General features: G+C 63.9%; 20 protein-coding genes. 13 read left to right on the top strand and 7 right to left on the bottom strand.

What is annotated here, in order from left to right:
* Window positions 1-16: 16 nt before the first annotated feature.
* On the bottom strand, window positions 17-1,570 hold the full coding sequence (locus tag IVA81_RS25155; protein ID WP_247322915.1) for an SUMF1/EgtB/PvdO family nonheme iron enzyme: 1,554 nt from the start codon (window positions 1,568-1,570) through the stop codon (window positions 17-19).
* A gap of 326 nt (window positions 1,571-1,896) precedes the next feature.
* Here IVA81_RS25155 and IVA81_RS25150 point away from each other — a divergent pair, with 326 nt between their 5' ends.
* From IVA81_RS25150 to IVA81_RS25125, 6 genes are all read left to right on the top strand, one after another.
* Window positions 1,897-2,517, top strand: coding sequence for a hypothetical protein (locus IVA81_RS25150; RefSeq protein WP_247322913.1), 621 nt, complete (start codon window positions 1,897-1,899; stop codon window positions 2,515-2,517).
* A 40-nt stretch (window positions 2,518-2,557) separates the two neighbouring features.
* Window positions 2,558-3,007 (top strand): DsrE family protein, encoded by a 450-nt coding sequence (locus IVA81_RS25145; RefSeq protein WP_247322911.1) that lies wholly within the window; start codon window positions 2,558-2,560, stop codon window positions 3,005-3,007.
* A gap of 253 nt (window positions 3,008-3,260) precedes the next feature.
* Window positions 3,261-3,584: a metalloregulator ArsR/SmtB family transcription factor gene (locus tag IVA81_RS25140; protein WP_247322909.1), complete on the top strand. Its 324-nt coding sequence runs from the start codon at window positions 3,261-3,263 to the stop codon at window positions 3,582-3,584.
* Window positions 3,581-4,012 (top strand): SRPBCC domain-containing protein, encoded by a 432-nt coding sequence (locus IVA81_RS25135; protein WP_246918837.1) that lies wholly within the window; start codon window positions 3,581-3,583, stop codon window positions 4,010-4,012. Before IVA81_RS25140 ends, IVA81_RS25135 begins: the two co-directional genes overlap by 4 nt.
* A 43-nt stretch (window positions 4,013-4,055) precedes the next feature.
* Window positions 4,056-4,280: a hypothetical protein gene (locus IVA81_RS25130; RefSeq protein WP_247322908.1), complete on the top strand. Its 225-nt coding sequence runs from the start codon at window positions 4,056-4,058 to the stop codon at window positions 4,278-4,280.
* Window positions 4,277-4,720 carry a DUF1801 domain-containing protein gene (locus IVA81_RS25125; protein WP_247322906.1) on the top strand — a complete coding sequence of 148 codons (444 nt, stop codon included), beginning with the start codon at window positions 4,277-4,279 and terminating at the stop codon, window positions 4,718-4,720. The genes IVA81_RS25130 and IVA81_RS25125 overlap by 4 nt, the downstream gene beginning before the upstream one ends.
* Before the next feature lie 208 nt (window positions 4,721-4,928).
* Here the strand turns inward: IVA81_RS25125 and IVA81_RS25120 are convergent, their stop codons facing one another.
* The 4 genes from IVA81_RS25120 to IVA81_RS25105 all read right to left on the bottom strand — a co-directional run bounded on the left by IVA81_RS25120 (window position 4,929) and on the right by IVA81_RS25105 (window position 10,658).
* On the bottom strand, window positions 4,929-6,467 hold the full coding sequence (locus IVA81_RS25120; RefSeq protein ID WP_247322904.1) for a SpoVR family protein: 1,539 nt from the start codon (window positions 6,465-6,467) through the stop codon (window positions 4,929-4,931).
* Complete coding sequence (locus IVA81_RS25115; protein ID WP_247323215.1) at window positions 6,464-7,741, bottom strand: YeaH/YhbH family protein; 1,278 nt, start codon at window positions 7,739-7,741, stop codon at window positions 6,464-6,466. Before IVA81_RS25115 ends, IVA81_RS25120 begins: the two co-directional genes overlap by 4 nt.
* Before the next feature lie 31 nt (window positions 7,742-7,772).
* Window positions 7,773-9,716, bottom strand: a complete 1,944-nt coding sequence (locus IVA81_RS25110; RefSeq protein ID WP_246918845.1) for a PrkA family serine protein kinase — start codon at window positions 9,714-9,716, stop codon at window positions 7,773-7,775.
* 297 nt (window positions 9,717-10,013) lie between these two features.
* Window positions 10,014-10,658 carry a hypothetical protein gene (locus tag IVA81_RS25105; RefSeq protein ID WP_247322903.1) on the bottom strand — a complete coding sequence of 215 codons (645 nt, stop codon included), beginning with the start codon at window positions 10,656-10,658 and terminating at the stop codon, window positions 10,014-10,016.
* Window positions 10,659-10,987: 329 nt separating this feature from the next.
* On the opposite strand from IVA81_RS25105, the gene IVA81_RS25100 reads away from it, so the two are divergent.
* Genes IVA81_RS25100 through IVA81_RS25075 form a run of 6 tightly spaced genes read left to right on the top strand, consistent with a single transcriptional unit; the run spans window position 10,988 to window position 18,491 of the window.
* Window positions 10,988-13,837, top strand: a complete 2,850-nt coding sequence (locus IVA81_RS25100) for a bifunctional transaldolase/phosoglucose isomerase (protein WP_247322901.1) — start codon at window positions 10,988-10,990, stop codon at window positions 13,835-13,837.
* A 12-nt stretch (window positions 13,838-13,849) separates the two neighbouring features.
* Window positions 13,850-14,848: a phosphogluconate dehydrogenase (NAD(+)-dependent, decarboxylating) gene (gene gnd, locus IVA81_RS25095; protein WP_247322900.1), complete on the top strand. Its 999-nt coding sequence runs from the start codon at window positions 13,850-13,852 to the stop codon at window positions 14,846-14,848.
* 27 nt (window positions 14,849-14,875) lie between these two features.
* Complete coding sequence (gene zwf / locus IVA81_RS25090; protein ID WP_247322899.1) at window positions 14,876-16,387, top strand: glucose-6-phosphate dehydrogenase; 1,512 nt, start codon at window positions 14,876-14,878, stop codon at window positions 16,385-16,387.
* Window positions 16,387-17,136: a 6-phosphogluconolactonase gene (gene pgl, locus IVA81_RS25085; RefSeq protein WP_247323213.1), complete on the top strand. Its 750-nt coding sequence runs from the start codon at window positions 16,387-16,389 to the stop codon at window positions 17,134-17,136. The genes zwf and pgl overlap by 1 nt, the downstream gene beginning before the upstream one ends.
* Window positions 17,123-17,653 carry a gluconokinase gene (locus tag IVA81_RS25080; RefSeq protein WP_247322898.1) on the top strand — a complete coding sequence of 177 codons (531 nt, stop codon included), beginning with the start codon at window positions 17,123-17,125 and terminating at the stop codon, window positions 17,651-17,653. The genes pgl and IVA81_RS25080 overlap by 14 nt, the downstream gene beginning before the upstream one ends.
* 25 nt (window positions 17,654-17,678) lie before the next feature.
* A complete protein-coding gene (locus IVA81_RS25075; protein WP_247322897.1) occupies window positions 17,679-18,491 on the top strand; it encodes an HAD family hydrolase in 813 nt (270 codons plus the stop codon).
* A 273-nt stretch (window positions 18,492-18,764) separates the two neighbouring features.
* Here IVA81_RS25075 and IVA81_RS25070 read toward each other — a convergent pair whose 3' ends face one another.
* A complete protein-coding gene (locus IVA81_RS25070) occupies window positions 18,765-20,564 on the bottom strand; it encodes a glycoside hydrolase family 15 protein (protein WP_247322896.1) in 1,800 nt (599 codons plus the stop codon).
* 44 nt (window positions 20,565-20,608) lie between these two features.
* Window positions 20,609-22,600, bottom strand: a complete 1,992-nt coding sequence (gene malQ, locus IVA81_RS25065) for a 4-alpha-glucanotransferase (protein ID WP_247322895.1) — start codon at window positions 22,598-22,600, stop codon at window positions 20,609-20,611.
* Window positions 22,601-22,805: 205 nt separating this feature from the next.
* Here malQ and IVA81_RS25060 point away from each other — a divergent pair, with 205 nt between their 5' ends.
* A complete protein-coding gene (locus tag IVA81_RS25060; RefSeq protein ID WP_247322893.1) occupies window positions 22,806-24,752 on the top strand; it encodes a maltotransferase domain-containing protein in 1,947 nt (648 codons plus the stop codon).
* The last annotated feature ends 9 nt before the right edge of the window (window positions 24,753-24,761 follow it).

Below are 24,761 nucleotides of genomic sequence, written 5' to 3'. Positions count from 1 at the left end.
AATTATACTCCAGCACCTAAGGACCGAGCGCGACACGGAATCCATGCGTGGGGTAACGGACGTTGGTGTCGTAGCCGTCGCGATTGGACGGCCGCACGTATCTCGAATCGTTCTTCCAGGAACCGGAGCGGAGGACGTGCGAGGCGCAGTCGCTGCCGCTCCACGCCGAGCCGTCGCCCGGCGCTCCCTGATAGCTCCTGTGCCAGCAGTCCTGGACCCACTGATCGACACTGCCGCCCATGTCATAGAGGCCGAACGGATTGGGCTTGAAGCTGCCGACCTTGGCCGGCTGCTCGGCCGCAAGATCACCGCAATCCTTGCAGCCGGCCATGCCCGGCTGGAGCTTGTCGCCCCACCAATATTTGCTCTGCGTTCCGCCGCGCGCCGCATATTCCCATTCGGCTTCGCTGGGGAGCCGGTAGGGCTTCTTCGTCGCCTGCGCGAGCCAGGCGGCATATTGCTGCGCGTCGGTCCAGCTCACATTGCTGACCGGGGCATCGTCCTTGCCGGTGGCGGTGAAGCCGCATGCCTTGGCGGCGGCGCATTCGTTCCACTCCTGCACCGTCACCGGATATTTGCCGATCGAGAACGGCTTGATCGCGACCTGGTGAACGGGACGTTCGGTCGGATCATCATTGCTTCCCATCGCAAAGCTGCCGCCGCGAATGGCGATCATCTCGGGTTCGCGGACCGCCATCGCTGACGGGCTGGGCGTCGGAGATGGTGAGGGCGATGGCGTCGTTGTGGGCAACGGCGAAGCCGCGGGTGCGGCTTGTGGCGCCGGTACTGCCGGGCTCGGTAACGACGGAACGGATGGCGGCGTCGGCGAAGCTGACGGCGCCGCGATCGGAGGAGCGGCAGCCTGTTGCCCCACCTTGCTGCGGTGCTGCACCAGCACGTACCAAAGCACGTAGCCCGCAATCACCAGCAATGCCGTGATCAGAAGAAGGAGCAGGACACGCTCGCGCCGGCTTCGCGTCCTGCCGACCGCATCCGCGTCTGGCAGCACGCGATAGACGCGCACAGGATCGGTGATGTTCTTGACCTTGCGGTCCCCGAGCGACTCATAGCCGCATACCACCTTGTGCTTGATCTGCTCGTAGATCGCGCCTGAGATGAAGACCTGACCAGGCTCTGCGATGCCTTCGATGCGCGTGGCGATATTGACGCCGTCGCCGTAGATGTCGTCCGGCTCGACGATGACATCGCCGAGATTGACGCCGATCCGGTATTCGAGCCGCGAATGCTTCGGAAGCGAGGCGTTGCGGCCGATGAGGTTCTGCTGGATGACGATGCTGCAGCGAACGGCCTCGACGGGACTGTCGAAGATCGCGATGAAACCATCGCCCGTCGTCTTCACCAGCGCCCCATGGTGCTCGACGATGCTTGGCTGAATGAGATCCCGCTCGATCCGCTTGACGCGGACATGCGTGCCTTCCTCGTCAGCCTGCATCATGCGGCTGTAGGAAGCGATGTCACCGACAATGATGGCTGCGAGGCGGCGAGGCATTGGGCCGTGTGGAGGCGGCTCATCCTGATTTCCGGATCTGAAGTTGCGAATTTCGCCCATTGCAGGGGACTCCACAAACTTACAAGGCAGCCCCAGCCTACGACTGCCAAAGGCGGCCGTCTGTGAAGGCTATCACATTGACGAACCGAGACAATGTCAGAGCAACGGGAGGGCGTCGGGTTCCGAGGAATGAAGGCGCTCCTCCGCTTGAACCTTCTTGATCCCCTCTGTGACTAAGGCTCGGCCTGAAAACAACTGGCCCGAGTCGGCATCGCGATGGCGGCTGGAGCGACTTGGGACGGTTGAACGCGGGGCACCGCGCCTGCGTCTAACAGACAGCAGTTCTGTCCTGCTGCGATAGAAATCGCCACGCGCTCGAGGCCGTCATGAAGCACTCCATCTTTGCTGCCTTCATTTTGGCTGCGCTGACCAGCGCCGCCGTGGCCGAGGAAGGCGATGACATTCGTGAGGCCAGCAAGGCCGAAGCCGAAACCTTCAATACGCGCATGTATGCGGGCGCGCCCGGCGACAAGGCCTACGCTTGCTTCGTCCGCCGATACGATGCCGATCATTTGGCGCGGCACCCCAAGCAGAAGGTCGCCGCGATGAAGCTGCTGATCTCCGCGGAGGTCGACAAGGAGGACAAGGAGCTGCACAACTCCTTCCGTCTCGGCTTCAGGTACCGTCACCGCAACGGCGATTTCGACTCCAGCGGCTCGTGTAACCACGCCGTGTTCACCAGGAACGGCAGCGAGGTTCGTCTCGGCTGCGGCGTCGACTGCGAGGGCGGCGGCATCGGCGTTGCGCTGTCGAAGGACGACAAGTCGGCGATCGTGCGGCTCGAACGGGTGCGAGTCTGGCAGAACAACAAGCCGGACGACGATGCCGAGCAATCGCTGGTGGCCGGCGCCGATGACAAGATCTTTCGCCTCGATCGCACCGACAATAGCGAATGCGCCTCGCTCGTGACCGACCGCAAGGAACTCGCAGCGCTGCGCCACAAATGATATTTGTCCGGCGAACTGGGATCAGTCGAGGGAGGTCGCCATGAATCGCCGGAACATCTTGTGGAGCGCCGTTTCGGCTTTGGGCGCAGCGTTTGGCGCCTCGCGTGCACGAGCCGCCACCGAAGCCAGCGCGGGCAACAAGCTGAAGGTCGTCTATCACCTCAGCGATGCCGAGAAGGTCAATTTCGTGCTCGGCAACCTTCAGAACCACATCGACGGCGTCGGCGGCCCCGAGCACGTCACGCTCGCGCTGGTGATCCACGGTCCCGCGTTGAAGGCATTCCACGGGGCGCAGGCCAACCCCGATGTCAGCAAGCGGGTCGGCGAATTCTCCAAGGACGGCGTCGAGCTCGCCGCCTGCGGCAACACGATGAAGGCGCAGAGCGTCACGCTGACGGATCTGTTGCCGGGCTTTGTTAGTGCTGAGAAAGGCGGCGTGGTCCGCCTGGCCGAGCTGCAGTCGCAGGGGTATTTGTATCTGCGGCCTTAGCAGCCGGGACATCCGTGCGCTCCCTCGCCCGCTGCGGGGAGGGTTGGAGGAAGGGTGAATGAACGACGAAGACTCCCCCAGAGGAGAAAACCCTCACCCGGCGCTCCGCGCCGACCTCTCCCGCAAGCGGGAGAGGTAAGAGGAGCCCGCGGATAGGCTTTCGGTTCGTAGCTCCCAACGCCGCGATGTCGCTTGACTCACCCATAACTCCGCGGTTATGAGTTAATCCATAACTTCCTGGTTATGGATCTCCATGTCCCCCGCCCCCGACCTTCTGTTCAGGACGCTCGCCGACCCGACAAGGCGGGCGATCTTCGAGCGGCTGTGCCGCGAGGGCGAGCAGACGGTCGGGGCACTGACGGCGCTATCGGGCGTTTCGCAACCGGCGGTCTCGAAGCATCTCGGCGCGCTGAAGCAGGCCGGCCTCGTACGTGACCGCCATGAAGGACGGCAGACCCATTACAGCGCGCTGCCCGGCGCGCTCGATCCGCTGATCGACTGGACCAGCCAGATGGCCGGGTTCTGGCAGAGGCGGCTCGACGCGCTCGACGATCTCCTGAAGAGGATGGACCAATGACTGAAGCCTCCAGCCAGACGCGCTCCGTGGTCGTCGAGCGCGAATTTGCCTTTCCGCCCGAGCGGCTCTGGCGCGCGCTGACGCAGCCGCACCTGATCGAGGAATGGCTGATGAAGAACGACTTCAAGCCTTCAGTCGGTCATCGTTTCAATCTGCGCGGCGAATGGGGCGGCGTGCTGGACTGCGAGGTGCTCACCATCGAGCCGCAGAAGAGCCTCGCCTACACCTGGAATTTCTCGCATGAGGATTCCGCCTTCGACCTCAAGAGTGTCGTGACCTTCACGCTCACGCCGACGAGCGCGGGCACGCATTTGCGCGTCGAGCAGGCGGGCTTCGGCCCGACGCAGAAGCAGGCCTACGGCGGCGCGCATGCCGGCTGGAAGCAGTTCTTCAACAAGCTGGACGAAGTGCTGGCGCGGGCCGACTAGCTCCGCCAACGTCCATTCCGATCAATCTCAAAGGAGGTCTCTCGTGAGCACGCATATGTGGGTTCGGCAGATTCATCGCTGGCTGTCGATGGCTTTCACGCTCGCGGTCATCGCCAACATCGTGGCGATGACCATGCAGGTCCAGGCCATGTGGATCGGCTTCCTGGCGCTGGTGCCGTTCATTCCGTTGCTGGCGACGGGGCTCTATCTGTTCGCGCTGCCCTATCTCGGCCGGCGTGGCGGCGCGCGCAGTGAGGCAAGCTCGTGAAGAAGGCGGTGGCGAAGAAGAGCAGCGCGAAGGACGCGGATGGGCCATCGCCCTCCAAAATGATCGACGGCAGGGTCAAGGAGCTCGGCGATTGGCGCGGCGAGATGCTGGGGCGGATTCGCGGCCTGATCAAGCAGGCCGATCCTGATGTCGTCGAGGAGTGGAAATGGCGCGGTGTTCCCGTATGGGAGCATGACGGCATCATCTGCACGGGCGAGACCTACAAGGCGGTGGTGAAGATGACCTTCGCCAAGGGCGCGGCGCTGGAGGATCCGGCCGGTCTGTTCAATTCCAGCCTCGACGGCAATGTGCGCCGCGCGATCGATATTCGCGAAGGCGACAAGATCGACGAGAAGGCGCTGAAGGCGCTGATCCGCGCCGCGGTGGCGTTGAATGTGAGTAAGGCGAAGAAGAAGCCGGCGAAGAAGCGGCCGGCCTAGAGAAATCTTTGTGCAGCCTCGAACGCCTTCCTTCTCCCCTTGTGGGAGAAGGTGGCGCGAAGCGCCGGATGAGGGGTCTCCATCGACAAGGCACGGTGCGGAGAGATACCCCTCACCCAAATGAGCTTGTATCTGCCGGCGTCGCTGCCCTCTCCCACAAGGGGCGAGGGCACATCAACGCGCATCTGTGTGTGTGTGGCAGATCGCCTCACGCCACCGCCGCGGGGATCGGGCGCGGGCTCACGACATATTCGCGCATGACCTTGTCGTTGGCATCGACCTCAATCAGCGAGACGTCGTAGGTCCAGAGATCGGCCAGATGCTGCAGCACCCGCTTGGCATCGGTCTCGTTGAGCTGCGAGCCCTTGATGACGTGATGATGCAGGATCAGGCGGCGGTCGCCGGAGAGATCGACGTCGACCACCTCGATATTGGCGTCGATGAAGCCGACATCGTGCTGCCGCGCCAGCTCGCGGCGAACGCGGCGGAAGCCGCGCTCGTCATGGATGGCATCGACCCGGATACCGGCGCGTTCCTCGGGATCATCATGCAGGTGGAACATGCGGAAGTGCCGCATCAGCTTCGGGCTCAGGAACTGCGCGATGAAGCTTTCGTCGCGATAGTTGGCCCAGACGTCGCGCAGCACGCCCATCACGTCGTTCTTGCCGGCGATGTCGGGGAACCATTCGCGGTCCTCGTCTTCCGGCCGGGTGACGATGCGCTCGATGTCCTGCATCACGGCAAAGCCGAGCGCATAGGGATTGAAGCCGGAGAAGCGCTGATCGTCGAATTCGGGCTGGAACACCACGTTGGTGTGTGATCCCAGGAATTCGAGGAAGTTGCCGTCGGTGATGCGGCCCTGCTGATGCAGCTTGGTCATGATGCGATAGTGGACGTAGGTCGCCGTCCCCTCGTTCATCACCTTGGTCTGGCTCTGCGGATAGAAATATTGCGCGATGTGGCGGACGATGCGGAGCAGCTCGCGCTGCCACGGCGCCAGGCGCGGCGCGCTCTTCTCCAGGAAGTAGAGCAGGTTTTCCTGCGGCAGGCCGAGCAGCTTGCGGCGGCGCTCGATGCTGAGCGCGGTCCGGCTCTTGGCTGCGCCCTTGGGCACCGTGCGCCAGAGGTCGTTGAAGACCTCCTCCTCGTGCTGACGGCGGCGGCCGGCCCGCTTCTCCTCGGCGCGCAGATCAAGCTTCTTCTTGCCGGGATAGCGGTCGATGCCGTGCGACATCAGCGCGTGCGCGGCATCGAGCGTACGCTCGACCTCGACGCGGCCGTAGCGATCCTCGCACTGCATGACATACGTCTTGGCGAAGTCGAGATAATCCAGGATGCCGTCGGCGTCGGTCCACTGTTTGAACAGATAGTTGTTCTTGAAGAAGTGGTTGTGGCCAAAGGCGGCGTGGGCGATCACCAGCGTCTGCATCGTCGCCGTGTTCTCCTCCATCAGATAGGAGATGCAAGGCGAGGAGTTGATCACGATCTCATAGGCGAGCCCCATCAGGCCCTTGCGATAGGACGCCTCGTGGTACGCAAAATGCTTGCCGAACGACCAGTGCTTGTAGAACAGCGGCATGCCGACCGACGAATACGCATCCAGCATCTGCTCGGCGGTGATGACCTCGATCTGGTTCGGATAGACGTCGAGCCCGAGATCTTTCAGCGCCACCTCCTCGCAGGCATCGGTGATGCGCTGCAGGGTGTGGAAATCCCAATCCGCGCCTTCGAACAATCGTTCCGTCATGGAGCGGCCTTCTCCTGGGCAGTATCGCGACGCTGGAACAAATCGTGGAACACCGGAAAGATCTCGCTGCGTTCCGAGACCTTGCGCATCGAGAGCGGTGCGCCGCTGTTGCGCAGGCGCTCATAGAGGGTCCAGAGCGAGGAGTCGGACAGATCGAAGGCGCTGCCGCCTGATTCCCCGACCTCGAGATAGGCAAAGAACTGGCAGACCGGCAGGATCTTGTCGGTCAGCAGCATGCCCGTGAGCTCGCCGTCGGAATAGGAATTGTCGCCGTCGGAGGCTTGCGCGGCATAGATGTTCCAGTCCGACGGGTTGAAACGCTCGCGCACGATCTCGTGCATCGCCTGCAGCGCGCTGGAGACCAGCGTGCCGCCCGAGGCCGGGCCGTAGAAGAAGGTCTGCTCGTCGACCTCCTCGGCGCGGTCGGTGTGGCGGATGAAGACGATCTCGACATGCTTGTAGCGGCGCTTGAGGAACACGTAGAGCAGCATGTAGAAGCGCTTGGCGAGATCCTTCATGTGCTCGGACATCGAGCCCGACACGTCCATCAGGCAGAACATCACGGCCTGCGCAACGGGCTTGGGCACCGTCTCGAAACGGCGGTAGCGGATGTCGAGCGGATCGATGAAGGGAATGCGCTTGGTTTTCGCTTTCAGCTTTTCGAGCTGGGCGATCAGCTCCAAACGCTCGTCCTCGTCCGTGCATGCGGCGATCGCGGCTTCCAGCTCTTCGATCTCCTCCTTGCGGGGACGCTTGAGCGCGATACGGCGCGCCAGCGCGAGCCGCACCGTTCGGCTGACCGAGATGTTGGCGGGCGAGCCCGACGTGGTGTAGCCGGCGCGCTGGATGCCCTCGCTCTCGGTGTGCGCGATCTTGCGCTTGGCGAGATCCGGCAGCTCGAGATCGTCGAGGAAGAGATCGACGAACTCGTCACGGCTCAGCACAAAGCGGAACGCGTCCTCGCTGTCGCCTTCGCCCGGGCCGGAATCCTTGGCACTGCCCTGGCCGGAGCGCTGGAGATAGTCGCCCTCGATGAACTTCTTGTTGCCGGGCAGCACCATGTCGCGCGTTCCGCCTTCGCGGCGGAAGCGCGGCTCGTGCATGCCGTCGAGGGGAATCGTGACTTCGCCCCCCTCCAGGACGTCCTTGATGTCGCGTTCCTGCGAGGTCTTCTTGACGGCGCCCTGCACCAGGGACTTGGCCCGACGCAAGAACCGCTGGCGGTTCTCAAGACTCTTGCCGCCTGGATTCAGGCGCCTGTCAATAATGTGAATGGGCACTTTACCATTCGCCTCCCACTCCGCCTCAACCGGCCTGCTTCACGCGCATGTACCATTCGACGAGCCGGCGAACCTGACGCTCGGTGTAGCCGCGCTCCACCATGCGTGCGACGAACTCGCCATGCTTCTTCTCCGTCTCGCCGTCCTTCTTCGAGCCGAAGGAGATGACCGGAAGCAGGTCCTCGACCTGGGAGAATATCCTCTTTTCGATCACGTCGCGAATCTTCTCGTAGGAGGTCCAGGTCGGATTCTTGCCGCCGTTCTGGGCCCGCGACCGTAACGAGAATTTGACGACCTCGTTGCGGAAGTCCTTGGGGTTGGCGATGCCCGCCGGCTTCTCGATTTTCGTCAGCTCCTGGTTCAAAAGCTCGCGATCGAGCAGCTGGCCGGTGTCGGGATCCTTGAAGTCCTGATCCTCGATCCAGGCGTCGGCATAGTCGACGTAGCGATCGAACAGGTTTTGGCCGTAATCCGAGTAGGATTCCAGATAGGCCTTCTGGATCTCGTTGCCGATGAACTCGGCATAACGCGGCGCGAGATCCGCCTTGATGAATTCGAGATAGCGCTTCTCGACTTCCTCCGGCAGCTGCTCGCGTTTGATCGACTGCTCCAGCGCGTACATCAGGTGCACGGCGTCGGCGGCGACTTCCTGCGGATCGTGGTTGAAAGTGGCAGCCAGGATCTTGAAGGCGAAGCGCGTGGAGACGCCGTCCATGCCCTCGTCGACGCCGGCGGCGTCACGATATTCCTGGACGCTACGCGCCTTCGGATCGGATTCCTTCAGGCTCTCGCCGTCGTAAACCCGCATCTTGGCGAACACCGTGGAATTCTCGTGCTTGCGCAGGCGAGACATCACCGAGAACCGCGCCAGCGTCTCCAGCGTCGAGGGCGCGCAAGGCGCCGCCGCCAGCTCGGAGCCCTGGATCAGCTTCTCGTAGATCTTCTGCTCCTCCGTGATCCGCAGGCAGTACGGCACCTTGATCACGCAGATGCGGTCGATGAAGGCCTCGTTGTTCTTGTTGGCCTTGAAGCTCGACCACTCCGCTTCGTTGGAATGCGCGAGGATGACGCCGGTGAAGGGAATGGCGCCGATATTCTCGGTGCCAATGTAGTTGCCTTCCTGCGTCGCGGTCAGCAGCGGGTGCAGCATCTTGATCGGCGCCTTGAACATCTCGACGAACTCGAGCACGCCCTGGTTGGCGCGGTTGAGGCCGCCGGAATAGCTGTAGGCGTCGGGATCGTTCTGCGCGTAGGTCTCGAGCTTGCGGATGTCGACCTTGCCGACCAGCGAGGAGATGTCCTGGTTGTTCTCGTCACCGGGCTCGGTCTTGGAGACTGCGATCTGGCGCAGCCGCGACGGCTGAATCTTGGCGACGCGGAATTGCGAGATGTCGCCGCCGAAGGCTTCGAGCCGCTTGTAGCACCACGGGCTCATCAGGCCGGTGAGCCGCCGGCGCGGAATGCCGTACTTCTCCTCCAACATCGGCCCGAGGTTATCCGGATCGAACAAGCTGAGCGGGCTCTCGAACACGGGCGAGAGTTCATCGCCGGCCTTGAGCACGTAGATCGGATGCACTTCCATCAGCGACTTCAGCCGCTCGGCGAGCGAGGATTTGCCGCCGCCGACCGGCCCGAGCAGATAGAGGATCTGCTTGCGCTCCTCCAGACCCTGCGCCGCATGGCGGAAGAAACCAACGATGCGCTCGATGGTTTCTTCCATGCCGTAGAAGCCGGCGAAGGCCGGATAGGTACGGATCGTGCGGTTCAAAAAAATACGGCCAAGGCGTGGGTCCTTGGCCGTGTCAATCGTCTGGGGGTCACCGATCGCTGCTAGCAGTCGTTCGGCCGCGTTCGCGTATTTCATGGGATCGCTTCGACACGATTCCAGATATTCCGCCATCGACATGTCGTGCTGGCTTCTCGCCTCGAACGACCGAGCGAAAGCGTTGAATAGAGAATCGTTGTACATGATCCCTCTCCGCGTGAGTTCCGCTACAAGCTGAAACGAAAGCAGTTACCGGACCGTTCCTCAGGCCGTTTCGAATCAGCGTGAGCACATGACGATCATTGGACACCCGGGTGCCAACACGACGCAACGCACAACGTAGGCAGTCGCTGAGTTACGAACAGGCACCTGCCCGTAATTTGTGCGAATCTCTGTATATATTGGCTCATTTCCAGAAATTGTCACTTGGTCGCAACATCCGGGCGTTACCGGGGATGAGTCCATCCGGCGCTGCAGCATAGCGATCGGCGAGCGGCGATCTTATGACGCTTGTACGGCGAAGCCTTGAGCGCCGCCTTGGGTGCCGCGTTCATCTTCCTGCTGCAATGCGGTGCGCGGATTGCTGGCAGCAATGTGACAGTCGCGACAAGCGCGCAGCAATGTATCAAAATCGGCCGCCAGGCCCTCCGACCGGATGACGATGCGACCGTCCCGCGCGCAATCGGCCAAATTGCGGATGCTGCAGAGCTGGCGCTGCAAGCCCGGCGTCGGCGTCAGCACGATGATGTTGTGGCCGCCGCGCTCTTCAGCCGAAATCTCCGCAATCGAATCCCACGGCAGAAATTCATTGCCGATGCGGAGATCGCGGATGCCGTAGGGGGTGACCACCACCACCGCTCCCCGCTCGGTCGGGAGCATCCAGATCAGACGGATCGTCATCAGGGCGAACACCAGGACGCCGGCAAATCCGACCATCGTGTCGTACTCGCCAAGACCATCCCACCAGTCGAAGGCGAGGCTCGCGCTGAGCAGCGTCATGGCAAAGCCCGCCGCGACCAGCAGTCGCAGCGAGGTCGTGCACGGGCTGATTTCGAGATCGTGGAATGCGTCGACGCATCCGGCCGGCGCGTCCGGCGGCGGACCGTTGGGGACGGCGAAGGCGACACCGTCATTTTGAACGTGCATGCTTTCCCCCAGCATGGGCCATTCGCGGCCGAGCGACGATACACCAGACGGACCGGAATCCGCCGATGGCACTCCACGCAGCCCCTGGCTGACAAAACGAAGCGGCCGACGTTACGCAACGAGACCAGGCCGAACCTTCGGCCAACGACTTTATTACGCAACAAGGGCTACTCCCGCCCGGATCGCCATGATCGCGACGGAGTTACACTGGAGGGTATGACGCCTGTACCCTTGATTGGTTCCCTCCCGGGAGCATGTAAGTTAGAGGATAGCGCGTCAGGACCGGCGCGGAAACCCCTCGCCCGCAGGCTTGGAGATAAATAAGCATCATGAATCCCGTCAAAGAACTGGAAAAGCACGGCCAGGCCGTCTGGCTGGACTTCCTCGCCCGCGGCTTCATCGCCAAGGGCGACCTGAAGCGGCTGATCGACACCGACGGCGTCAAGGGCGTCACCTCCAATCCCTCGATCTTTGAGAAGGCGATCGCCAGCTCGGACGAATACGACGCCCCGATCGGCAAGGCGCTGAAGCGCGGCGACCGGACCGTGGCCGACCTGTTCGAGGCCGTCGCCGTCGAGGACATCCAGAACGCAGCCGACGTGCTGCGCCCGGTCTATGACCGCCTCAAGGGTGGCGACGGCTATGTCAGCCTGGAGGTCTCGCCCTATCTCGCCATGGACACCGCCGGCACAGTCACTGAAGCACGGCGGCTGTGGAAGGACGTTGGCCGCAAGAACCTGATGGTGAAGGTGCCGGCGACGCCCGAGGGCCTGCCGGCGATCGAGACGCTCATCGGCGACGGGATCAGCATCAACATCACGCTGCTGTTCTCCAGAGCGGTCTACCTGGAGGTGGCCGAAGCCTACATCGCCGGTCTCGAAAAATACGTCGCCGGCGGCGGCGACCCCTCGCACGTCGCGAGCGTTGCGAGTTTCTTCGTCAGCCGCATCGACTCGGTGGTCGACAAGCAGCTCGACGAGAAGATCGCCCGCGCCAACGATCCAAGCGAGAAGGAGCGGCTCGCCGCGCTCAAGGGCAAGGTCGCCATCGCCAACGCCAAGGTCGCCTACCAGGACTACAAGCGCCTGTTCTCGGGTCCGCGCTGGGACAAGCTCGCCGCCAAGGGCGCCAAGCCGCAGCGCATGCTGTGGGCCTCGACCGGCACCAAGAACAAGGATTACAGCGACGTCCTCTATGTCGAGGAGCTGATCGGCCCCGACACCATCAACACCGTGCCGCCGGCGACGCTGGACGCGTTCCGCGACCACGGCAAGCCGCGCGACAGCCTTGAGGAGAATGTCGACGACGCGCAGCGCGTACTGGAAGAGCTGGAGCGCTCCGGCGTCTCGCTCGACGCCATCACCGAAGAGCTCGTCAAGGATGGCGTCAAGCAGTTCGCTGATGCCGCCGACAAGCTCTACGGCGCGGTCGCCCACAAGCGCGCCACCGTGCTCGGGCCCGCGATCGACCGCCAGCTTCTCTCGCTCGGCGACGGGCTCGGCAAGGCGGTGGCCAAGAGTACCGAGGAATGGCGCGCATCGGCAAAAATCCGCAGGCTCTGGCAGCGCGACAAGTCGGTTTGGACCGGCGCGGACGAGGACAAATGGCTCGGCTGGCTCGACTGCGCAGCCAAGGCCGACATTGCCGACTATGAGGACTATGCGGGCCGGGTGAAGGGCCAGAAATTCTCCGACGCCGTCGTGCTCGGCATGGGCGGATCGAGCCTCGGCCCGGAGGTGCTGGCCGAGACCTTTGGCAAGAAGCCGGGCTTCCCGAAGCTGCACGTGCTGGATTCCACCGATCCGGCGCAAGTGCGGGCGATGGAGGCCAGGATCGACATCGCCAACACCGTGTTCATCGTGTCGAGCAAGTCCGGCGGCACCACCGAGCCGAACGCGATGAAGGACTATTTCCATGAGCAGGTTGCCAAGGCAGTCGGGCCGAAGGTGAGGACCGGCCACCGCTTCATCGCGGTGACCGATCCGGGCTCGTCGCTGGAGAAGGCGGCCAAGAGCCTCAACTACGCCCGCATCTTCCATGGCGAGCCCTCGATCGGCGGACGCTACTCCGTGCTCTCGCCGTTCGGCCTGGTACCGGCAGCGACCGCCGGCATCGACGTCAAGACCTTCGTCAAGCATGCGCTGGCGATGGCCCGCTCCTGCGGACCGGACGTGCCGCCCAGTGAAAATCCGGGCGTGCAGCTCGGCCTCGCCATCGGCCACGCCGGCCTTGAAGGCCGCGACAAGGTGACGATCCTGTCCTCGAAGAAGATCGCCGATTTCGGCGCCTGGGCCGAGCAGCTCATCGCGGAATCGACCGGCAAGGAAGGCAAGGGCCTGATCCCGATCGAGGGCGAGCCGCTGGGCGACCCCTCAGTCTACGGCAACGACCGGTTCTTCATCGACATCCGCATCGAAGGCGAGGCGGACGCTGCCCATGACTCCAAGCTTGCCGCGATCGAAGCGGCCGGCCACCCCGTGGTGCGCATCGTCATGAAGTCGATCGACCATCTCGGCCAGGAGTTCTTCCGCTTCGAGATGGCAACCGCGGTGGCGGGCTCGATCCTCGGCATCAACCCGTTCGACCAGCCGGACGTAGAAGAAGCCAAGATCAAGACCCGCGAGCTCACCGCGTCGTTCGAGAAGACCGGCGCACTGCCGGCCGAGGAGCCGGTGGTCAGCACGGACGAAGCCGATCTCTATACCGACGAGGCCAACGCAACGGCGCTGCGCGCCGCCGGCGCCAATGGCGATCTCACCTCCTGGCTGAAGGCGCATCTCTCCCGCTCGGGCGACGGCGACTATGTCGCCCTGCTCGGCTATATCGCACGTGACAAGATCACGATCGATGCCCTCCAGGCCATGCGGTTAGAGGTGCGCGAGAAGCGTCAGGTCGCGACCTGCGCCGAATTCGGACCTCGCTTCCTGCACTCGACCGGGCAGGCCTACAAGGGCGGGCCCGACAGCGGCGTGTTCCTCCAGATCACGGCTGACGATGCCAAGGATCTTCCGGTGCCTGGCCAAAAGGCGAGCTTCGGTGTGATCAAGGCGGCGCAGGCGCGCGGCGATTTCGACGTGCTCACCGAGCGCGGCCGGCGCGCGCTGCGCGTCCATCTCAAGGGTGGGCTCAAGAAGGGTCTTGCGGCCCTCAATGCGGCGCTTAACGACGCACTGAACTAAGGAAGATTGCAAATGCAACTCGGCATGATCGGCCTCGGCCGGATGGGCGGCAACATCGTTCGCCGCCTGATGCGCCAGGGACATTCGACCGTGGTCTATGACAAGGACGCCAAGGCCGTCGCTGGCCTTGCCGCCGACGGCGCAGTAGGCTCGGCGACGCTCGAGGAATTCATCTCGAAACTCGAACGTCCCCGCACCGCCTGGGTGATGCTGCCTGCGGGGCACATCACCGAGACGACGATCGACACGATTGCGGGCGTGATGCAGGACGGCGACGTCATCATCGACGGCGGCAACACCTTCTGGCAGGACGACGTTCGCCGCGGCAAGGCACTGAAGGCGCGCGGCATCCACTATGTCGACGTCGGCACCTCCGGCGGAGTCTGGGGCCTCGATCGCGGCTATTGCATGATGATCGGCGGCGAGAAGCAGGTCGTCGACCGGCTCGATCCGATCTTCGCCGCACTCGCGCCCGGCGCCGGCGACATTCCGCGCACGGAGGGACGCGAGGGCCGCGATCCCCGCATCGAGCAGGGCTACATCCATGCCGGCCCCGTCGGCGCCGGCCATTTCGTCAAGATGATCCACAACGGCATCGAATACGGCCTGATGCAGGCCTATGCCGAAGGTTTTGACATTCTCAAGAATGCCAACATCGAGGCGCTGCCGGCTGATCACCGCTACGATTTCGAGCTCGCCGACATCGCGGAGGTGTGGCGGCGTGGCTCGGTGATCCCGTCCTGGCTGCTCGACCTCACCTCAACCGCGCTCGCCGACAGCCCGCAGCTGTCGGAATATTCCGGCTTCGTGGAGGATTCCGGCGAGGGGCGCTGGACCGTGAATGCGGCGATCGACGAGGCCGTGCCGGCCGAGGTCCTCACCGCGGCGCTCTACGCACGTTTCCGTTCCCGCAAGGAACACACCTTCGCCGAAAAAATTCTTTCCGCGATGCGCGCGGGGTTCGGCGGCCACAAGGAGCCGAAGCAGCCGGGCGCAGCGAAGCCCAAGTAGGCGTAACAAAACGAAGGCTGACAATTCGTGACAAAAGACCCGCAAGCAAAGCGCAAGCCGGAAAATTGCGCCTTCGTCATCTTTGGCGTGACCGGCGACCTCACCCATCGCCTGGTGATGCCGTCGCTCTACAATCTGGCGGCCGAGAACATGCTGCCGGAGAAATTCTGCGTCGTCGGCGTGGGCCGCAAGGCGCAGTCGGATGGCGAACTGCGCGACAGCCTGATGAAGGGCCTGCGCGAGTTCGCCACCCGCCCCGTCGACGACGTCGTCGCGAAACAGCTCCTGCAATGCGTGACCTTCGTCGAGGCCGATCCGAAGGATCCGCCGTCGTTCGATCGCCTGCGAGAGCACCTGGATTCGCTGGAATGCTCAGAAGGGACCGGCGGCAACCGGCTGTTCTACCTCGCCACCCCGCCGGCCGCGTTCGCGCCGACCGCGCGGGAGCTTGGCCGCACCGGCCTGACCAAGGAGAACGGCGCCTGGCGCCGGCTGGTGATCGAAAAGCCGTTCGGCACCGATCTCGCCTCGGCGCGCGCGCTCAACGCCGAGCTTTTGAAGATCATGGAGGAGCACCAGATCTACCGGATCGATCACTATCTCGGCAAGGAGACGGTGCAGAACATCCTGGTGCTGCGCTTTGCCAACGGCATGTTCGAGCCGATCTGGAATCGCAACCATATCGACCACATCCAGATCACGGTCGAGGAGAAGCTCGGCGTCGGCCATCGCGGCGGCTTCTACGATGCCACCGGCGCGCTCCGCGACATGGTGCCGAACCATCTGTTCCAGCTGATGTCGCTGGTCGCGATGGAGCCGCCTGCGCGATTCGATGCGCATTCCGTGCGCTCCGAAAAAGCCGAGGTGCTCACGTCGATCCAGCAGCCGAGTCCGGAGGAAGCACTGAGGAATTCGGTGCGCGCGCAATATCTCGCAGGGCGCAGCGGCGACGACGAGATCCCGGACTATCGCAAGACCGAGGACGTCAAGCCCGGCAGCAGCACCGAGACCTTTGTCGCGCTGAAGCTGATGATCGACAATTGGCGCTGGGCCGGCGTTCCCTTCTATTTGCGCACCGGGAAGGCGCTCGGCCACAAGCGAACCGAGGTCGCGATCAAGTTCAAGCAGGCGCCGCTGTCGATGTTCTCAGGCACGACGGTCGATCGCCTCTCGCAAAATTTCCTCACCATCGGCATCGCGCCGACCGAGACTATCGAGCTCCAGTTCAACGCCAAGATCCCGGGGCCGAGCGTCACCATCGACGGCGTCGAGATGAAGTTCCGCTATGGCGATTATTTCCGCGCCGATCCTTCGACCGGATACGAGACGCTGATCTACGACTGCATGATCGGCGACAACATTCTGTTCCAGCGCGCCGACGGCATCGAGGCCGGATGGCAGGCCGTGCAGCCGTTCCTGGACGCTTGGAAGAGTGCAGGCACCAACGGCATCGAGACCTATGAGGCCGGCAGCGACGGCCCAGCCTGCGCAGACGAGCTGCTCCGACGCGACGGGCGAAGCTGGCGGAAGTTGTCGTGATGGCGGCGGCCGAGCAGCCGAAGCTGATCGTCGCGGCCGACGCCGAAGCCCTGGCGCGCGCCGCGGCCGAACGGGTGATGGCGCGGATCGCCGCCAATCCCGGCCGCATCGCAATCTGCCTGACCGGCGGTTCGAGCCCGAAGAAGCTGTATCGATTGCTCGGCAGCGACGACTGGCGCGGTACGATTCCGTGGGAGCGCGTCCACTGGTTCATCGGCGACGAGCGATTCGTGCCGGAAAGCGATCCCCTCAACAACATGGCGGTCGCGCGCGCGGCCTTCCTCGATCGCAGTGCGCCTTCGGGCCATATCCACCCGATCCCGACCACAGCCGACAATCCCGATCGCAGCGCCGAGGCCTATGCGCGCGAGCTGCAAGCCTTTTACGGGGCCGAAAACCTCGATCCGGCGCGGCCGCTGTTCGACCTGGTCCTGATGGGCGTCGGCCCCGACGGCCACACCGCCTCGCTGTTTCCCGGCTTCCCCGAAATCGAGGAGACCCAACGCTGGGTGGTCGGAGTGCCCAAGGCCAATGTCGCGCCCTTCGTGCCGCGGGTCTCGCTCACCCTGCCCGCTTTGGCCTCCTGCCGCGAAATGCTGTTCGAGATTGCCGGGCATGACAAGCAGGCGATCTTGACGCGCCTCCTCAATGGCGAGACTCTGCCGGCCTTACGCGCGCGCTCGAATGGTGAGACCGTCTGGCTGGTCGATAGGGCCGCGCTTCCGGAGGACATTCGTGGCGGGCGTTGAAGCACCTTGTGCATTGATCGTGATGGGCGTGTCGGGGTCGGGCAAGAGCACGATCGCGGAAGCGCTCGGCCAGCGGCTCGGCTGGCGCTTCGAGGACGGCGACAGCTTCCATCCCGCCAGCAATGTCGAGAAGATGCGGGCGGGCCATCCGCTCACCGACGAGGACCGCTGGCCCTGGCTCAACGCCATCGCCGACGAGATCGCGCGGGTCTGCGGACGCGGCGGGCACATCATCATCGCCTGCTCGGCGCTGAAGCACACCTATCGCGACGTGCTGCTGCGCGGACGCGACGACGTGCGCTTCGTCTTCCTGAAGGGTACGAAAGAGCTGATCGCCGAGCGGCTCGCGCAGCGCAAGGGCCATTTCATGCCGCCCGAGCTGTTGAAGAGTCAGTTCGACACGCTGGAACCGCCGGCGGCGGGCGAGCACGTCATCACCGTTTCGATCGACGAAACCGTGGAGGCGATCGTGGATGGCATCGTGCGGCAACTGAAACTGGGCGGCGCGAAACGCTGAGGCAAGAGGAACGTTAGGTCCTGCCATGACGCAAATCTCACTCGTAGTGTCCGACGTCGACGGCACGCTGCTGACCAAGGACAAGACGCTGACCGAACGCGCGAGGTCCGCGGTGCAGCGGCTGCACAAGGCCGGCATCGGTTTCACCATCACCTCCAGCCGTCCCGCCATCGGCATGCGCTTTTTGATCGAGCCGCTGGCGCTGTGGCTTCCGGTCGGCCCGTTCAACGGCTCCTCGATCGTCGATCCCGAGATGAGGCCGGTCGAGCAGCATCTCATTCCGCCGGGGGCGGCGGAGCGGTCCTTGCAGATCCTCCGCGAATTCGGCGCAGATATCTGGCTGTTCACCACCGACAAATGGCTGATCGACAACCCCAGCGGCAAGTACGTCGCGCATGAGCAGCACACGATCCGCTCCGATCCCACCATCGTGACCGATTTTTCGCCCTACCTTGCCAGCGCCTGCAAGATCGTCGGCGCCAGCGCCGATGCGGCGGGTCTCGCCGCTTGCGAGAAGGCGATGCAGAAAGCGCTCGGCAGCGAAGCCACCGCCGTGCGCTCGCAGACCTATTATCTCGACATCACCCCGCCCGGCTTCAACAAGGGCACGTTCGTCGAGGCGATGGCCAAGCGCCTGGGGATTGCCACCGACGCAGTCGCCACCATCGGCGACATGCAGAACGACCTCGCGATGTTCGCCGTCAGCGGCGTCTCGATCGCCATGGGCAACGCCGCCGACAATGTCAAGGACCAGGCCACCCACGTCACCGCGACCAACGAGCAGGACGGTTTTGCGGAAGCGATGGAGATGATTTTGAAGCGGAATGGGGTGGGCTAGCTAGTCTCGAGCCACTTGGCCTTGGGCAGGTTAATCGAGCCGCGGGCTCTCTGTAACCTCTCCCGCTTGCGGGAGAGGTCGCCGCGTAGCGGCGGGTGAGGGTTCTCTCCTCTTGGGGGTTCTCGCCCAGCGGAGACACCCCCACCCATAGCCGATGCTCCGCATCGGCGTTCTTAATTAAGAACGGCGGCCGAAGGCCGCCTACGCCTCCCCCGCAAGCGGGAGAGGGAGCGCACTTCCGCTCTGGATACAGTCGGGACTAGCCGCGCCGATCTACTTCGACCGCTGCATCGCCGGCTTCTCGCTCCTCTGCCGTGCCGCCGACAGATTGTGCGCGGTGTTGATCAGCGCGATGTGGGTCAGCGCCTGCGGGAAATTTCCGGTCTGGCGCCGGGCGACCGAATCGTATTCTTCGGCCAGCAGACCGACGTCGTTCGCGATGCCGGCCACGCGGTCGAGCAAGCCTTGCGCCTTGTCGAGATTACCCGACAGCACATGGGCATCAGCCAGCCACAATGTGCAGGCCAGGAACGCGCCTTCGAGCGGCGGCTGCCCCGCAGGCAACTCGCGCGGATCGTGCCGCAGCACGAAGCCATCGCGCATCAGGCATGTCTCGACCGCCGCGATGGTGCCGCGGATGCGTGGATCGTCCGCCGGCAGAAAACCGACAGAAGGCAGCAGCAGCACGCTGGCATCGAGCAGTTTCGAGCCGTAGGATTCGACGAAGGCGTTTTCCTCCGCGTCAAATCCCCTGTTGCAGACGTCGCGATGAATGGCCTCACGCAGGGTGCGCCAGTGCAACAGCGGCGCCTTGAAGCCAAAGGTCTCGGCGCTCTTGATGCCGCGGTCGAAGGCGACCCAGGTCATCACCTTGGAGAAGACGTAGTGTTTGGGCTCGCCGCGGCGCTCCCAGATGCCGTGATCGGGCCGGTCCCAAACCTCGGCGAGATGATTGAGCACGGCGCATTCCAGCGCCCAGGTCTGCTCGTCGAGCTTGAGCTTGGCCATCCGCGACTGGTGGAAGGCGTCGATCAACTCGCCGTAGACGTCGAGCTGGAGCTGCGCATGCGCGGCATTGCCGACGCGCACCGGACGGGCGCCCTCATAGCCGTCGAGCCAGCCCGCCTCCCATTCCAGCAGCCGCCGCTGGCCCCAGATGCCGTACATGATCTGCATGTTCGCCGGCGCGCCGGCGGCCGCACGCAAGAGCCAATTGTGCCAGGCCGACGCTTCCTCGGTGTAACCCGAGTTCATCAGCGCCAGCAGCGTGAAGGTGGCATCGCGCAGCCAGCAGAAGCGATAATCCCAATTCCGGCTGCCCCCGAGCTTCTCCGGCAATGAGGTGGTGGGCGCTGCGACGATGCCGCCGGTTGGGCCGAAAGTCAGCGCTTTCAGCGTGATCAGCGAGCGCAGGATCAGGTCGCGATAGTCGCCGTCGCGGGTGCAATGGCCGCACCAGTCCTTCCAGAATTCCTCGGTGTCCCGGAGCGCGATCTCCGGATCGATCGGCGCGGGTGGGTCGAGATGCGAAGGGCCGTAGGTCAGTACGAAAGGCACGGTCTCGCCGGCCTTCACCTCGAAGTCGGAGACTGTGGTCAGATTTTCGCCGCGGCTCTCGACCGGCGTGCGCAGCACCGTCATGTCCTGGCCGGCGATCGCCATCAGGGAATGATCGATCCGTCGCACCCAGGGAATGTCGGCGCCGAAGCCGAAGCGGATGACGAGCTCCATCCGCATCTTCACCGTGCCGCTGACGCCGCGCACCAGCCGCACGATATCGGACGCCTTGCCGCGCAGCGGCATGAAGTCGATCAGCGCGACGGTACCGCTCTTCGTCTCAAAACGCGTTTCGAGGATGAGTGTATCGCCGAGATAGCGGCGCGACGTCTTCGTGACGTCCTCGCTCGGTGCGATCAGCCAGCGGCCGTTCTTGTGGTTGCCGAGGATGGCGGCAAAGCAGGCATCGGAATCGAAGGCCGGCCAGCACAGCCAGTCGATCGAGCCGTTGCGCCCGACCAGCGCCGCGGTCTCGCAATCACCGATCAGCGCATAGTCCTCGATCCTCTGAGACAATGTCGTGCGAGCCTGGACAATAGCCCCTGGAAACCCCTCGCGCGTCAACTCCCGCCGGTCAGCGAACGTTCCCGCGTCGCGGCCTTCAAAGCCGAGAGATCGATCTTGGCGGCGATCTTGTCGAGCGCGACGGGAAGGCGCTGGCGCCAGTTCGGATGTTCGTCGATCGTGCCCGGAATGTTGGGCTGGTCGATCACGCCCAGCAGGTCCTCCATCGACACCGCGAGCAAGCGGGACGGCGTGCGCGACAGGAACGCCAGCACCGAATAGAGGTCGTTGGCCTTGATGCCGTTCTGGCGCAGGATCTCGTCGAGCCTGCCGAGCGCATCCCAGCGCGCCTGGTCGTTCTCGCCGGGATCGAGCCCGAGCGAGCGCTTCATCTTGAGATCGCTGAAGGAGCGCCAGCCGGCATAGGTCGACAGGTCATGCGTGTTCAGCGTGACGAGCGCATTGGGCCGGTAATGGTCGACGTTGCGGAAATGGCCGGCGTCGTCGCGCTCGAACATCATGACGAGATAGGACCAGATGCCGAAATCCTGCATCATCTCGCGAAAACCTTCCGGCACGGTGCCGAGGTCCTCGCCGATCACGATGCATTTGTGGGCCGCGCTCTCGCGCGCCACGGCGCCGAGCAGCGCCTCGAATGGCATCTGCACATAGGCGCCGTTGTCCGGCTTGAAGCCGCGCGGCACGAGATAGAGCCGCTTCAGGCCGAGCACGTGGTCGAGGCGGATCGCGCCGGCATGGCGCATCGAAGCCGCGAGCATGTCGGCGAACGGCACGAAGGATTGCGCTTCCAGGCCACCGGCGTTGAAGCCGGCAAGGCCCCAGTCCTGGCCGATGGTGTTGAGCACGTCGGGCGGCGCGCCGACGGCGAGATGACGGGAGATCGCCATCTGCTCGTTCCAGGCATCGAATCCGTTGGACTGCACGCCGACGGCAACGTCGAGATAGAGCCCGACGCGCATGCCGAGCTGGCTGGCGAGCTCCTTGGCGGCATGCAGCTGCGCGTCAGCCGTCCATTGCACGAATTCGACGAACTCGACTTCGCGCTTGTCAGGGCCATTGCGCAGCCCGGCGCATTTGGCCTCGTCAGGCTGCTGCCATTCCACCGGCCATTCCCACCACGGCGCGGTGAAACGATGGCGCAGCACCTCGAAGCAGGCAAAGCGCGACAACAGCGGTGCACGGGCAGCGCGGAAGGCGTCGAATTCCTTGCGGCGCGCCTCGCTCGCGCTTGTCACGAAGCTATTGAAGGCGGCGCGCAAGGCCAGCCATTTCAGCGCCGCCATGTCGGCATAGGGAACGCGATCGCCTTCACGCAGACGGGCGGCGGTCGCGGCTGCGTCGGGCACGAAGTCCCCCGAGAATTCGGGAATGGCCTCGACGTCGATATAGAGTGGATTGAGGAACAGCCGGCTGTTCGGCGAATAGGGGCTGCAATCGGCGGGGTGGTCGTCGAACAGGACGTGCAGCGGATTGAGGCCGACGCCGTCGGCCCCGAGCTGCTTGGCGAGCCGCACGAGATCGGCAAGGTCAGTGAAATCGCCGATGCCCCAATTGCGGTCCGATCGGACGCTGTAGAGCTGCACGGCGAGCAGCCATCCGCGGTCGAAATCGCCGCCGAAGGCCCGCTCGGGCGCCACGATCATCGGCACCTCTTCCGTCACACCTTCGGCATCGGTCAGTGTCAATCGGTGATAACCGAGCGGCAGACCGGCGGGCCAGGCGATCACGGGCTCGCGCGTCTCGCCTTGGGCAATCGATCCTTGGGCAATCAATCCTTGGGCAATCGATTTGCCGTTTGCGGCCAATGTCCATTTCAGCGGCGGCGCGCCGATGGCCGTCAATTCCGTGCGCGGATGGCCGAGCGCGCGAACCACCACCGGCCCGCTCACGAAGCGGTAAACCCGCTTCTCCGGCAGGGCGTCGAGGATCGATTTGAGGGCCACGGGGTCTGTGACCCGCAACTTCCCCAGGGCATCGACGAATTCGGATTGAACGCCCTTGATCCGGGCTTGAGCTAAAAGATCCATTCGGCACGCAGCTTGCAGGCCACCCGTTTGCCGGGGGCATCGATTTTAACGAGGCAGCGGAAGACGTTAGTCGGCCTTAACGCACAAACGGCGGTTGCCGTTCCCAGGGGGAACTAATGACACACAAGCGGCTTTCTATATAGGTATCAAGCGTAGGTTCCCGACAAGGGAAACGGGCTCCTGCTTTCTTGTCAATGGCATCACCGTGAACAAGACAATTCAAACTGTCGAAAGTGCCGCAGCCGGCAGCGCTTTCCTCATCGAAGACGTCTATCCCGCGATCGATGGCGGCCGCTTCGCCGTGAAGCGGATCGCGGGCGAACGGGTCGAGGTGTGGGCCGATGTTTACCGCGATGGCGACGCTGTGGTCAGCGCCGCGCTGCTCTGGCGTCCTGAGCAGGACCGGGACTGGCGGCGCGAGCCGATGATCCATCATGGCAATGACCGCTGGTCCGGTGCTTTCACGCCGGCCGAGCCCGGCCAGTACGTCTATGCGGTCGAGACCTGGACCGACGAGTTCGCCACCTGGTCCCATGGGGTCGTGCGCAAGCAGCGAACTGGCGCCGATGTCAGCCTCGATGCCATCGAGGGTGCCGGGCTCTTGACCAAGGCGCATGGCGCTCCGCAGGCCGCCGCGGCGATCATCGTCAGGCAATGCGAGGATTATCTTCAAACCGGCGATGTCACCTCGCTGCTTGCGACCGAGCTCGGCGATGCCATGGCAGAGAGCCAGTCCCGGCCTGACCTGACCCGCTCACAGCCCTTTCCGCTGACCGTCGACCGCGACAGAGCGCGGTTTGGCGCCTGGTATCAGATGATGCCGCGCAGCCAGAGCCGGATCCCCGGCCAGCACGGCACGCTCCGCGACTGCATCGCCCGCGTGCCCGACGTCGCGGCGATGGGTTTTGACGTACTTTATTTCACGCCGATCCACCCGATCGGCCGTCGCCGCCGCAAAGGTCGCAACAATGCGCCGGTGGCAACCGAAGGCGAACCCGGCTCGCCCTATGCGATCGGAGCTGCCGAAGGCGGCCACGATGCGCTGCATCCCGAGCTCGGTACCATCGAGGATTTTCGCGCGCTGGTCGCGACCTGCCTGGAATACGGCCTTGAGTTCGCGCTCGACTTCGCCGTGCAATGCTCGCCGGACCATCCCTGGCTGACGCAGCATCCGGAATGGTTCAAATGGCGGCCGGACCGCTCGGTGCGGACGGCGGATGGCCCCTATTCCGACATCGTGATCCCCGATTTCGCCTCGGTCGACCGCATCGGCCTGTGGAACGCCTTTCGCGATGCCATGCTGTTCTGGATCGACCATGGCGTCACCATCTTCGCCATCGACAACCACGACACCGCGCCGCTTGCCTTCTGGGACTGGCTGGTTCGCGACATCCGCCGCCGGCATCCCGAGGTGATCCTGTTCTCCAAGACTTTTGCGCGGCCAAAGCTGATGAAGGGCCTCGCCAAGCTCGGCTTTGCGCAGTCCTTCACCTATTTCCCCTGGCGCACCTCGCGGTGGGAGCTGGAGCAATATCTCGGCGAGCTGACGCGCTATCCCGAGCGCGACTTCTATCGTCCGAACCTGTTCGTCAACACGCCCGATCTGCTGCCCTATCATCTCCAGAGCGGAGAAGCCTGGGCGTTCAAGTCGCGCGTTGCGCTGGCGGCGGGTTTGTCGGGCAGCTACGGCGTTTACAGCGGGTTCGAGCTGCTCGAACACGAGGCGGTCCCCGGCCGCGAGGAATATCTCGATTCCGAGAAATACCAGATCAAGCAGCGCGACTGGGACAAGCCCGGCAACATCAAGTCCTACATTGCCGAACTCAACCGCATCCGCAACGACAACGCCGCACTTCAGCAAATGGCGAACTTGCGTTTTCTCGGCATCGAAGACGGCGAGACCATCGCCTTCGTCAAGGAGGCGGTTGAGCCCGCCAACACCGTCGTGATCGTGATTGCACTGTCGCGCCATGTGCGCGAATGCTGGCTGCCGCTCGGCGACGTCACCGTTGACACCGGCGGGCAGCGACACCATGTGACGACACTCGAAAACCTCCTCACGGGCGAACGGTTTCACATCGAATGGGGCGGGATCAGGTTGCGTATCGATCCCGACCGCGATCCGGCGCTCTTGTTCCGCTGCCTGGCGTAAGGGGGGCAC

It is taken from the genome of Bradyrhizobium sp. 141, assembly GCF_023074055.1.
Taxonomy (GTDB): domain Bacteria; phylum Pseudomonadota; class Alphaproteobacteria; order Rhizobiales; family Xanthobacteraceae; genus Bradyrhizobium.
This window is presented reverse-complemented; position numbering and strand designations above follow the sequence as displayed.